Source organism: Bacillus sp. JJ1521 (assembly GCF_036965165.1).
Taxonomy (GTDB): domain Bacteria; phylum Bacillota; class Bacilli; order Bacillales; family Bacillaceae_L; genus Ferdinandcohnia.
On record NZ_JBALOX010000146.1, the window covers coordinates 1 to 12,445 of the forward strand.

The 12,445-nt window shown below is 37.2% G+C and carries 9 protein-coding genes and 4 pseudogenes; 2 read left to right on the top strand and 11 right to left on the bottom strand.

The window, feature by feature from the left end:
* Positions 1 to 219 (bottom strand): annotated as a pseudogene (locus tag V7147_RS18705) (signal peptide peptidase SppA); the annotation flags it as partial.
* Positions 220 to 385: 166 nt separating this feature from the next.
* Between V7147_RS18705 and V7147_RS18710 the strand changes: the two are divergent.
* Entirely contained in the window at positions 386 to 1,183 is a 798-nt protein-coding gene (locus V7147_RS18710) for an NAD kinase (protein ID WP_438824611.1), read from the top strand.
* A gap of 37 nt (positions 1,184 to 1,220) precedes the next feature.
* On the opposite strand, the gene V7147_RS18715 is transcribed toward V7147_RS18710, so the two are convergent.
* From V7147_RS18715 to V7147_RS18725, 3 genes and pseudogenes are all read right to left on the bottom strand, one after another.
* On the bottom strand, positions 1,221 to 2,810 hold the full coding sequence (locus V7147_RS18715) for an amidohydrolase (protein WP_335369349.1): 1,590 nt from the start codon (positions 2,808 to 2,810) through the stop codon (positions 1,221 to 1,223).
* A gap of 167 nt (positions 2,811 to 2,977) precedes the next feature.
* Positions 2,978 to 3,547: pseudogene (locus tag V7147_RS18720) on the bottom strand (GMC oxidoreductase); the annotation flags it as partial.
* Positions 3,540 to 3,863 carry a hypothetical protein gene (locus V7147_RS18725; RefSeq protein WP_335369350.1) on the bottom strand — a complete coding sequence of 108 codons (324 nt, stop codon included), beginning with the start codon at positions 3,861 to 3,863 and terminating at the stop codon, positions 3,540 to 3,542. The pseudogene V7147_RS18720 and the gene V7147_RS18725, both read right to left, overlap by 8 nt.
* 219 nt (positions 3,864 to 4,082) lie before the next feature.
* On the opposite strand from V7147_RS18725, the gene V7147_RS18730 reads away from it, so the two are divergent.
* Positions 4,083 to 4,856 carry a DUF2935 domain-containing protein gene (locus V7147_RS18730; RefSeq protein WP_335369351.1) on the top strand — a complete coding sequence of 258 codons (774 nt, stop codon included), beginning with the start codon at positions 4,083 to 4,085 and terminating at the stop codon, positions 4,854 to 4,856.
* Between the two features lie 164 nt (positions 4,857 to 5,020).
* Here the strand turns inward: V7147_RS18730 and V7147_RS18735 are convergent, their stop codons facing one another.
* The 7 genes and pseudogenes from V7147_RS18735 to ezrA form a co-directional block, all read right to left on the bottom strand.
* Positions 5,021 to 5,401 carry a hypothetical protein gene (locus tag V7147_RS18735; RefSeq protein ID WP_335369352.1) on the bottom strand — a complete coding sequence of 127 codons (381 nt, stop codon included), beginning with the start codon at positions 5,399 to 5,401 and terminating at the stop codon, positions 5,021 to 5,023.
* 136 nt (positions 5,402 to 5,537) lie between these two features.
* Positions 5,538 to 5,807, bottom strand: a pseudogene (locus V7147_RS18740) (SDR family oxidoreductase); the annotation flags it as partial.
* A gap of 367 nt (positions 5,808 to 6,174) precedes the next feature.
* Positions 6,175 to 7,755 carry an acyl-CoA synthetase MbcS gene (mbcS, locus tag V7147_RS18745; RefSeq protein ID WP_335369353.1) on the bottom strand — a complete coding sequence of 527 codons (1,581 nt, stop codon included), beginning with the start codon at positions 7,753 to 7,755 and terminating at the stop codon, positions 6,175 to 6,177.
* A 169-nt stretch (positions 7,756 to 7,924) separates the two neighbouring features.
* Positions 7,925 to 8,125, bottom strand: coding sequence for an alpha/beta-type small acid-soluble spore protein (locus V7147_RS18750; protein ID WP_335369354.1), 201 nt, complete (start codon positions 8,123 to 8,125; stop codon positions 7,925 to 7,927).
* Between the two features lie 98 nt (positions 8,126 to 8,223).
* Positions 8,224 to 9,370 (bottom strand): annotated as a pseudogene (thiI, locus tag V7147_RS18755) (tRNA uracil 4-sulfurtransferase ThiI).
* Positions 9,360 to 10,517: a cysteine desulfurase family protein gene (locus V7147_RS18760; protein ID WP_335369355.1), complete on the bottom strand. Its 1,158-nt coding sequence runs from the start codon at positions 10,515 to 10,517 to the stop codon at positions 9,360 to 9,362. The pseudogene thiI and the gene V7147_RS18760 overlap by 11 nt, the downstream one beginning before the upstream one ends.
* A gap of 93 nt (positions 10,518 to 10,610) precedes the next feature.
* Entirely contained in the window at positions 10,611 to 12,305 is a 1,695-nt protein-coding gene (ezrA, locus tag V7147_RS18765) for a septation ring formation regulator EzrA (protein ID WP_335369356.1), read from the bottom strand.
* Positions 12,306 to 12,445 lie beyond the last annotated feature (140 nt).

The following is a 12,445-nucleotide window of genomic DNA, read 5'->3' on the forward strand; positions in this document are numbered from 1 at the left end:
ATCTTGAATGACTCCATTAACAGATAAAACGAGAATCTTATCCGTTCCTTTCCCTTCGATTAAAACATTCTCTAGAAATTCTTCATTTGAAGTCGCTAGAAATTCTTCTGAAAAACTACTAAAGTTTTTCGAGGCTAAATTTGTTGCGAAATTAAAAAAGATTGAAAATATAAATATGACTGCAGCAATTCCTAATGCTGCCCACCGTTTCCCATTCATTTCATTTTCCTCCTACATTGATGGATACATACTATTCAAGAAGTGTTCAAAAATAAATACGAATCAAATCGAAAATAGTTTCATTTAAATGATAAACTTATTTTAAAGATACATAATAGCTTTAACCATGTATATTTTTAATAATCAATCTTGGGAGGGTATTTATATGGAACGTCGTAATCTCTATTTCTTTTATAGAAAAGAAGACAAACTAATTGAATATGTTGAAAAACTAAATCAGATTGCTAAAGAGCATCAATTTACAGTTGTCGAGGATGCTGAAAAAGCAAACATCATTGTCAGTATTGGAGGAGATGGGGCTTTCCTACAAGCTGTTCGTAAAACAAATTTCCGCCAGGACTGCCTATATGTCGGGATCTCAACAACCGGCACCTTAAACCTTTATTGTGATTTCCATGCAGAGGAAACAGAAAAAATGGTTGAGGCAATGTTAAATAAAAAAATGGAGGTTCGCCGTTATCCAATTATTGAGGTAAAGGTGGATAACAACCCATCATTTTACTGTTTAAATGAATGCTCCATACGTTCAGCAATCATAAAAACCTTGGACTTAGAAGTCTATATTGATGATTTACATTTTGAAACCTTCCGCGGCGATGGGATGATCATTTCGACGCCAACAGGAAGTACAGCTTACAATAAATCGGTTAGAGGCGCTGTCGTTGACCCATTGCTTCCTTGTATGCAAGTCACAGAACTAGCTTCATTAAATACAAACCAATATCGAACTCTAGATTCACCGTTTATTTTAAGTGGCACACGAAAATTAACATTGCGAGATGTTCAGGATGGAAACGACTTCCCTACAATCGGGGCGGATAATGAAGCTCTAAGCATCCGCAATGTAAAACAAATTGATATTCGGTTAAGTGAAAAACGAATTAAAACTGTGAAATTAAAGGACAATTCTTTCTGGGAAAAGGTAAAAAGAACATTTTTATAAGAAATGGTTTAGACCAAGCAGCAGCTTGGTCTTTTTGTTATCGTTCATACATGATGGTGTCATCAACGACTGTCATCGTTACATTAGTGTTAAGAATTTCATCTTCTTGAATATGAAAAATATCTTTATCGAGAACGGTAAAATCAGCTTTAAATCCTGGTGTAATTTTCCCCATACAATCCTCTTTCCCAATTGCATAGGCACTTCCCGTTGTAAATAACTGTACAGCCTCATATACTGAGATTCTTTGCTCGGGCATGTAAATTTCTTCTCCGCCCGGCTTCTTTCTAGTAACCGCTGCATGAATTCCAAGAAGGGGGTCATTTGACTCAATTGGTGCATCAGACCCTCCTGCGCAATGAAAGCCAACACGTAATAATGTCTTCCATGCATAACAATATTCCATCTTCATTTCACCAATTCTTTCGACCACCCAAGGAAAATCCGAAACGACAAATCTAGGCTGGATATCGAGAATAACCGGTAAGTGTTTCGCACGTTCGATTAACTCTTCCCGTAAAATTTGAGCATGAATCAGGCGATCTCGTTGATTTTGTAAGGGTGGAAATTTTTCAATCGCATCTAACACGTATTCAAAGGCTAGGTCACCTATCGCATGTACGGCAACGGGCATCTTATACCGCCTAGCCTTTTGAACAAGTTTTTGCAACTCTTCTAATGAATGAATTGCTACACCGAAGTCTTTAGGTGAATCATGATATGGATGACTTAGTAATGCGGTCCTCCCTCCAAGAGAACCATCAGCAAAAATCTTCATCGCTCCAAATTCAAAAAATTCTCCACCTGCTCCAAAGGAATAGCCTAGACGATGCATATCATCGACAGCTTCATGGTGAACTAATAGATTTGTCCTGAATTTTATACCTTCTACATTGATGATTTCCTGAAACCCTTGAAATGTACGCTCAAAACCTCCATAATAATTCAAATCCTCTGTATGTCCACCAACAAGACCTTTGTGCAAGCAATCTTTGATGGATAAACGAAGGGCGTTCTGAATGTATTCTTCTGTTACCACTGGAATAACAGTTTTAACAAGCTCCTGGGCTTGGTCAAGTAAATACCCTGTAGCATATCCATTTGTATCCCTCACAATTACCCCACCTTCAGGGTTAGTCGTCTCATCCGAGATACCAGCTAATTCAAGTGCCTTTGTATTGACGACCACGGCATGCCGGCAAATTCTTTTTAGCATTAGTGGATTATTTGGTGAGAGTTCGTCTAGTTCAAATCTGTGAAAAATCTTTCGGTCAGGAAGCTGATTCTCGTTCCACCCTTCTCCTATTATCCATTCACCCGCTGGCTTGTCTTTTACGTATTCTTGTATTGCATCTAAAATTTCCTGAGATGATGTCATTTCCGAAAAATCTAGCTTCATCAATTTTTCGCCATGACCAATGAGGTGCATATGGCTGTCGACAAACCCTGGAAACATGATATCCCCTTGTAAGTTGACAACCTTAGTTATTCTATTTTTATATTGATTTTCAATCTTTTGCTTCGATCCTGTAGCAATAACGATACCATCCTCCACAAAAACTGCTTCAACAGTCTCGTTTTCTCGCTCCATTGTATAGATTTGTCCACTAGTCCATAAAGTCCCCATATAAAACAAATCCCTCCCATTTTATTTGTTTCATTTAATTCTTTATTTTAACAAATAGCTTATGAAAAAAGGAGTATCAAAATATAGAAAAACCCCTTCGGTTATCAATCCGAAGGGGTTTTTCAGATAAACTTTTCAATTCAAAACCTTATTGGCTCATTACCATTTTAGGATATACTACTGTATTTCAACTGTTCAATGCTATGTTCCGCGGTACGTGCCGCAAGTGCCATTATTGTATTGGTTGGTTTACCGCCACCAGATGTCACAAATAGACTTGCACTACATATAAATAGGTTTGGAATATCATGTGTTTGCCCAAAGCTATCCGTTACAGACTCAGCTCGGTTATTCCCCATACGACACCCACCCATCATATGGGCCTTATCATTAGTAACAAATTCAGGTGTCCCCCCTGCCGCACGAATAATGTCCTTCATTTTACCTACTGCATGGTCAATTAGTAGATTATCATTTGACCCATAGGAAAATGAAACATTTGCTAAAGGCAGTCCTTATTCATCTTTTTCCTCCGTAAGTGTGACACTGTTCTTTGGATTTGGCAGGACTTCACCAACAAGGGTAACTCTATTGTAAAAGTTATAATCCAGCATCGTTTTTCGCAATGCCTCACCCCAAAGCTTTCCGGACTTTGCAATACCCTTCGCCATTTCCACAGGGCGTGCCCCATGTGCATGTAAAGTATATCCGCGGGTAAACCCTCGGTTTCTATGTGTGTGGGTCCCAATGCTCTTCTTCATCCATAACATTAAAATTAGGATAATGGATTTCATACTCTGACGTGTAAACCCACCCCCAATGCAGCACGATTAGCCCAAGTATGCTAACGGCACTGACCAATGATGGTAGCGTTAGTGGTGTACCTAGTACTGGAATCCACATCGACCAATGACGAAAATTTTGCCGGTAATGAAATAGGGTAACCTGTACAAAAATGACTTGAAATAATAAGCCCATTGCCAAAACAATAATACGATCCAATGTCCAGCCGCTCCAATCCAAAACAATCACCATCCATTTTGAAATATTCAATCCCATTATCACCCATGTATGTTATTACTATTTGGGAATAGTTAAAAGTGTATTTTTTATTAGGGATAATTCTTTAAAAAATAAAAATCCAATAATACATAGGACAAAATATGGTTGAATATATTCATATTGTTGGTTGTCTTGTTAGCTTTCGAAATAAAATAGGGCTACTACAAGTGGGTCATTTATTGGACTATTACGAGGGGGAGGGGGTTGGGTATGGCGTATACGGATGACTATGAAAGGGATACCTATGGGATTATCGCGTTTTGGTTACGGAACGATTATGACCATGGTCGATTTTTCGATCGGGAAATAAGCCATTACGAAACGGAATTGGCTCGTGCAAACCTTAATAATATTCAGCGTTTGGGAAAGATATGGGAAAAGGCTGCAAAAAAACAAGGGGATATTGGTACTCTGATAAATGAAGCTCAACATGCTACACGTGAATTTCATAGCCTTCTTGCTTTTACAATGGATAAATCCCTACATTGTGAGGTTATTATATCCACACCGGTATCACTTTTAGATCACATGGTACGGGAGTCAGAGGAATCTCAAAGGGTGTTTAAATTAATTGAAAGTGGTGCCAAAATTTCTCCATCGGATGCAATCATACATGAAAGTGTTTTTTGGCTAAGGCAAATGGCGGACCATCTTGGCTATATACGACACTATTTGGACATATCAAATTATGATTTAAATTTTCAAGTAACAATGATGATGCAAAAATTTGAACGACTACTTATGCAAGCTACAGCACTACAAACAATGATACGTACTCCAAGGAACGAAACGCTACCTGTTTTGACACAATTTAAGAATACGATTATAAAAGAAGCCAAAAGTTTGGAGAATTTCAAACTAGAATTAGATGATTTAGTAAAAAAATGTGCAGCTGTTACAACAGCATCACCCGATTTGTTGGAACATATAGCAAGGGAAGCCCATCATCTATGGAGAAATTTAGAGGAAGAAAGAATAACATGATAAATTATTTTTGACAAATATGTCGTAAAATAGGAAACACAAACATGTGTTATTTTTATTGATACAAATTACTACGGTATAGTAAATAATGAACCCATTTCAATTAATCTCCATGAAATGGGTTCTTATTATTTTTGCTTGGACGTTAATTACTTTTTGCACGATTACCTATAAAATGGATTTCCAAATGAATGAGAGTTCCACCAAGGCATATTTGCTGAATTGAAATGATTCCATTGTTGCCATTGTCCGCTCACATAACCATGGTTTGGACTACGATGCCATGGAAATGGAGGTTCAGCATTAGGTCGACCAAAGTTCCCCATTAGTTGATTTTGGTCGAATAATGCTGGCATTACCTGACCCACACTATGCTGGCCTCGATGTCCACTTTGATTACCCTTGTCTTTAGTTACGGGTTTACTGCTTTGATTTGTTCCTTGCTGTTTCCATGGAAAAGATGGAATGGCATAGACTGGTCCAAAACCGTTTTTTAGTTGATTTTGGCCGAACAAGGTCGGAAACTTATTATTAATCTTGGCCATCAACATTCTCCTTTCAAAGATATCATCCCATCTTATTCAAGTCGTGAAATGAAAGTCACAGCATTTTTTCTTTTAAAAGACTATTATTCATTTTATTTGCCCGCGAACCATTCCAGCGGTTCTCTTGATAATTTGTTTATCCGTTTATTACAACCCCACCATATATATGCAAAAATTGCCCGGACATATAGGAATAATCATCTGAGGCCAAAAATACGTATGCCGGTGCTACTTCCATTGGTTGTCCCGCACGTTTCATCGGTGCATTCTCCCCTCACTTAGCTACCTGTTCTGCCGGAAATGAGGCTGGGATTAAATGGGTCCATATATTACTTGGGCATACACCATTAACTCTTATTCCTTTTGTATGTAGAGATTTGGATAGAGAACGAGTAAATGCGACAACGCCATAGATTCGTTTTACATCCCATCGGTAAAGTTGCTCTAGGTTCGCTTCCGTACAGTACGGGAAACATTCTGCCCATCGAAAGAAGGCATACACTTTCCCCCTTCTTTAATTGTCAGTTAGTCAGTTTTGGTTAATATAGGTTCCTAGTCAAAGACTCGCAAATAGTATGAGATTTGCTCAACTTTATTATTCCAAGGTAGAGGAGTGCGAAGTGATTTACAGTGGATTAAAAGCAAAATTGGATCGAACGGAGGGATGTCATTTTTCTTTTGTAGTTTTGAATTAATGTTTCTTTAAATATTGAATTAGAAAAAGCACCAATGAAACATGGTTTCATTGATGCTTTTAATCGGCGGCAGAATCGTTATGCTTTTGCCTTTGCTGTTTCCGCCTGTCTAAGCTCAATCCTTCTAATTTTTCCTGATGTTGTCTTAGGCAGATCACTTACAAATTCTATTCTTCTTGGATATTTATATGGTGCTGTTGTTTGTTTTACAAAATCCTGAAGGTCCTTGACTAACTGCTCATTAGACGCTACGCCTTCTCGTAATACAACAAATGCTTTTACAATATTCCCACGAATTTCATCAGGGCTCGCGACAACTGCACACTCTTTTACAGATGGATGCTTTACTAGTGCATCTTCAACCTCAAATGGTCCAATTGTGTAGCCTGAACTAATGATAATATCATCTGATCGTCCTTCAAACCAGAAATAGCCATCTTCGTCTTTTTTTGCCTTATCACCTGTTATATAGTAATCCCCTCTGTATTGCATGGCTGTTCTTTCTGGGTCCTTGTAATATTCTTTGAATAGGGCCGGTGTGTCTACATGAACACCGATATCACCTACTTCACCCACCACACAAGGCTTTCCATTCTCATCGACAATTTCAACATGATTGCCTGGTGTTGGCTTACCCATTGAGCCAGGTTTTATCGTCATTCCTTTTAATACACCTACTAATAAAGTATTTTCTGTTTGTCCATACCCATCACGAACTTCTACGTTAAATTCTCTTTTGAATGTATCAATTACTTCACGATTTAAAGGCTCACCAGCTGATACCGCACTATGTAAATCAGGAAGTGTGTACTCGGACAGGTTTTCAACCTTTGCCATGATACGATATTCAGTTGGTGTACAACATAAGACATTGATTTTATATGAACTTAGTAGTTCCAAATATTTATTTGGATCAAATTTGCCAGAATAGACAAATCCAGTTGCACCACTTCCTAGTACAGAAAGGAAGGGGCTCCAAATCCATTTTTGCCAACCAGGACCTGCTGTGGCCCAAACTGTATCAGATTCACTGATGCTTAACCAGTATGGTGCTGCAGTTTTTAAATGTGCATATGCCCACCCATGTGTATGAACAACACCCTTCGGATTCGCGGTTGTCCCAGAGGTATAGGACAAAAATGCCATATCATCCTTACTTGTTTCTACTGCATCTAGCTTGTCAGACTGTTCTTTCATATTCTCGTCTAAAGAAACCCAACCATCTACTTTTCCGCCAATTACAAACTTATGAATGTGGTCAATATTCTCAATGGATAAAAATTGATCACAATATGGGTGGTAGCTAATAATCGCTTTAACATCTCCATGGATGATTCGGTATTGAAGATCTTTCGTACGGAGCATTTCAGAGCTTGGAATGACAACTAATCCTGCTTTTAATGCGCCTAAATAAACCATATATGCCTCTACTAGACGAGGAATGATGACCAATACTTTGTCACCTTTGTCTAGGCCGTCGTTTATAAACGTATTTCCAATTTGATTTACATTTTTGAAGAGGTCCTCGTATGTAATTTCCTGTTTGTTCCCCTGCTCATCTTCCCATTTTAGGGCAATTTTTTCAGGGTCATTCGCGTATTTTTCAATTTCTTGAACCAGGTTATACTTGGCAGGTGCAAGCAAATCTTCTCTTTTCACGATAATTCCTCCTCCGTTTTTTATAATCTAATTATATAAAACATTATAATCCATTTGGAAGGGGTTTTGTGAATTTTTTATGACCTGGTTATAATATCTGATTCTAAGTTTTATCGAACATTCAAAAAGGACGGGCGTTAGCCCGTCCTTGTAGCCATTTATTTATTTTTTAGAAGTTACCGCCGTTCATATGCGATTGAGCATATGATACTAAACGCTTAGTGATTTCTCCACCAACAGATCCGTTAGCGCGAGAAGTTGTGTCAGCACCAAGGTTTACACCAAACTCAGATGCGATTTCATATTTCATTTGATCGATAGCTTGTTGAGCACCAGCTACTAGAAGTTGATTGCTGTTGTTGTTTGCCATGTGATATCACCTCCTTGTGAGTATATAATGTGTAAAATCACATGGCATAATTCATGTAAACCATTGGTAAATGTTCACAACAAAAACATTATTTTCTATTAGAACAAGTCTTCAATCTCTTCTTTCTGAGAACCATCTAATATAAGTACTTCTGTCTCATTAACTGCTTTTTCAATCAAGCTTTCAAATTCAGTAAAACTTTCATAATGTGTTACTTTTTCAAGTCTTGGCCTAGTTTTTGGTGAGGCAGGTGTAAAAATAGTACAGCAGTCCTCAAATGGTCGAATTGAAATATCATGTGTATTGATTTGCTTCGCCATATCTATAATATGAAACTTATCTACTGTTACAAGTGGTCGAATAATCGGTGTATTTGTGACATTGTTGATGACATGCATACTTTCCAATGTTTGACTTGCCACTTGTCCAAGGCTTTCTCCAGTTACAATAGCTAAAGCATTTTGTCTTCTTCTGATTTCGTCGGTGATTCGAAGCATCATCCTTCTTGTTGAAATCAACGAATAGTTTTCCGGAATCTGCATCCCAATCGTTGTTTGAATCTCAGTAAATGGCACGATATGCAGCTTAATGGTTCCGGAAAAACTAGAAAGCTGCTGGGCAAGGTCAATTACCTTTTGGCGTGCACGTTCGCTTGTGTATGGAGGGCTATGAAAATGCACAGCTTCAATCGTTAATCCCCTTTTCATCGCTAAATAGCCTGCAACAGGACTATCAAAGCCTCCAGAAAGCATAAGCATTGCTCTTCCGCTTGATCCGACTGGAAGTCCGCCTAAACCTTTCTCATCCTTAAAGGTAATATAGGTTGCTTCCTTCCGAACCTCTACACGCATATTGATATCAGGAGTATGCACATTCACATAGATTCCCTTAACATTCTTTAAAATATGCGCTCCTAAGTCATAATTTAATTCATTAGAATCAAGCGGGAAATTTTTATCAGAGCGCTTAGTTGATATTTTGAACGATTTTCCTTCGTGATCCATNNTTTAAAGCTAAACTAAATGACTGAATCCCAATTATGTTTTTAAGGACTTCCACAATTCCTTCATGGGGTTCTCCATTAAGCTTTATATAAATTCGGTCTCTTGTTTTTTCAAACTTAAGCCCCTTGTATTCCGTTAGTTTCTTTGCAATTGTATTTAAAAGTTTATTTATGAACAGATTACGATTTCGACCTTTTGTTGTGATTTCGCCAAATCGTATTAAAATGTGATCATATTCCATTTCTTTCCCCCACTACACTTTGTAATTTCTGTATTGAATTTTCAATTGCACTGATTAAAATTGGAACTTCTTCTAATTGATTTTGATGGGATAGACTAATTCGAATGGAGCTATTCGCTTGTACTTCAGACACTCCCATTGCAATCAATGTTTTACTCGGTTCGTTATTTTTTGATGAACATGCAGAAGTAGTCGAAACGTAAATTTCTTTTTCCTCCAATAGATGGACAAATACTTCAGGCTTTAACCCTTCGATTGAAAAATTAATAATATGTGGAGCGCTACTTTCAACAGGTGTATGAATCTTGACATCGTTCATTTTTAATAATTTTTCAACAATCGCTTTTTTTAGACTTGTGAGATGTTTGATATTTTCGTCTCTTTTCTCTGTCGTTAACCTTAATGCTTTTGCAAGGGCAACAAAGCCGGCTACATTTTCCGTACCTGCCCTTTTTTGCATTTCCTGGTCCCCACCAGCAATTAAAGATTTAATTCGAACACCTTGACGTATGAAAAGCACTCCAGTTCCTTTTAACCCATTAAACTTATGCCCAGAAATCGTACATAAATCAAGTTTTGCCTTATTAAAATCTAAATGTGTTTTACCGATTCCTTGTACATGGTCAACATGATAAATAATCTTCGGATACTTTTCTAAAAGGTTGCCTATTTCTTCAATCGGTTGGATTGTCCCAACCTCATTATTCACATGAATAATCGAAACTAAAATCGTATCTTCACGAATGGCATTTTGTAAATCTTCAGTCGATATGATACCATTTCTGTTAACTGGAAGATAGGTTATTTCAAATCCAAGGTCTGTCAATTGCTTGCAGGCTTCACTTACAGAAGGATGCTCAATTGATGTTGTAATAATATGCTTCCCCCGATTTTGATATTGTAAAGCAATCCCCTTAATTGCAAAATTATTCCCCTCTGACCCACCAGAAGTAAAAATAATTTCCTGTGGTTTTACATGTAAAAGAGATGCAATTTGTGTACGTGACTGACTTAAAAGCTTTTCAGCTTGCCCACCAATTCCATGTAAAGAAGAGGGATTGCCAAAATAAGTAGTTGCGACTTTTATATACGAATCAATGACAGCATCAAATGGTTTTGTTGTTGCACTATTATCTAAGTAAATCATCTAATTTCCCCTATTAAGCTTTATTTGCATCAAAATCATACCATAAAATTGGTTAAATTAAAAAAGCAAAGGACCCCCGATGAGGTCCTTTGTTCATTTATTATCGTCTTCAAGTAATACTTCAATCTTCTTTAGTGCTCCTGGATCCACATCTTCAATTGCAGTTGCTGCTTGCTCTAATGCAAGAGCATACTCAAAATTCCTAAAAGAGCTTTCAGCTTCAAGTAAACTTACTGCTATTTTTGGATTTCGGCTACGATATCGGTTTCCATATTGAATGACTTTTTCCGCAAGATATACTTGCTCTATCATTTCTTCTGTATTCTTATATGTTTGTGATATTAAATCAAGTGCATTTTGAAGGGCTTGATTCACCGTATTCATATTTAATGGTTTTTCCTCAAGCGTTGACATCACTTGCATTAGTGATAATTTTGCTTCAGACATCAACTCGGAATATTTAACCGGAAGCCCTGGGATATTACTTTTTGAAATAAGGCGCTTTGCATCTGCAAGCTGTTTCTTCATTTCCAAAATTTGTTCTCTTGCATGTAATTCATCCTTGCGAAGAGTTTTCAGCATTTCTGAGTATTGTAAATGCTCGTCCTTCACATCCTGGATCTTACCATAAACCTCTTCTAGTTCTTTTCTAATTAAAGAATAGGCAATTTGGTCCTCCTCAAGCCTTGCTTGAATCGAAACATATTGTTTCACAAGTTGCTTAATTTGTTTTACGATATTTCGGTGGCGCTCGAGATCATGATCATTTACATGATAGCTCTGCTGCACAAATGCTGTTTCTTCATCAGTACTTTTACTGCCTTCTATCAAGTCTTCTAGATCCTGTTCTATTTTTTCAACCTCGTTTTTAACAAACTGATTTGCCTTTACTTCCGCTTCAAGTAAATCATAGATTGTATCAAGTGATTCCCTTGTTTCATCCAACCCTTTTTTCGCATCTTCAAGTTTAAGCTCTTCAATAAAAGAAGTATAGTGGGTTAGTTGCCCTCGCATTCTTTCAATTTCTTTTTCAATTTGATGATGTTCAAGAGAATAGCCTTCCTGTTCCATTTGGCTGTATCCTTCTGCAACTTCATTTATTTGGTTTGGAATCACGCTTTGGCATTCATGTAGCAAATGAGGGATTTCATCCATCTGTTCCTTCGTAACGGTAAGAGAATCATTAATGAGCAGTACGATTTCTCTTGCTTCAAAATAATTCCCATTGGATGTAGCTTCTTCAAATTCCTTGAATTTCCCATAAATACCTTCTAAATTCGTTTCAAGCTGTTTTTCTGCACAACCGAAAGTATGTCGGTGTGCAAGTAAATTCTTTTTTAACTCACGATATAATTGATTAAATTCATCAACTTCCACACGATTTTTCTCTTCACTGCCAACTAAATCCTTAAGTTCATCTAAAATAATGGCTATATTGCTTTCAGCATCGTTTAAAATAGCTTCAATTTGTGCTAGTACCCGTTTCGCTTTTCCGAACCGATATTTATCTGCTAAGTCCTCAGCATCAAATAATAATTCCTCGACATCTGGAAGTGAAACAGTTACAATCTCATCCCACTGTTTACGCCAGCGTTCAAATAATTCCTCCGTTTGCCCTGTCATATTCAGATCTTTTACCTTTGCTATTTCATCGGTAACTGGTCGATTCATCATATCTATCTTCCAGGCTTCAAGCCTATCAACTTCTTTATATATCTTTTTTCTCGAATAAAAACCAAAAATGGCAACTACACCTACTACTGCTATTATGCCGATTATGATTTCCATAATTTGGCCTCCTTGCTCCCACAATCAATATCGTTTTCAGAAATTTATGTATTTTCATTATAATATTTATCATAAATGTATTGAAATGTTTTTTTAATGTATTTATGATACCATGTAAACGACAATTTTTGACTAAAACT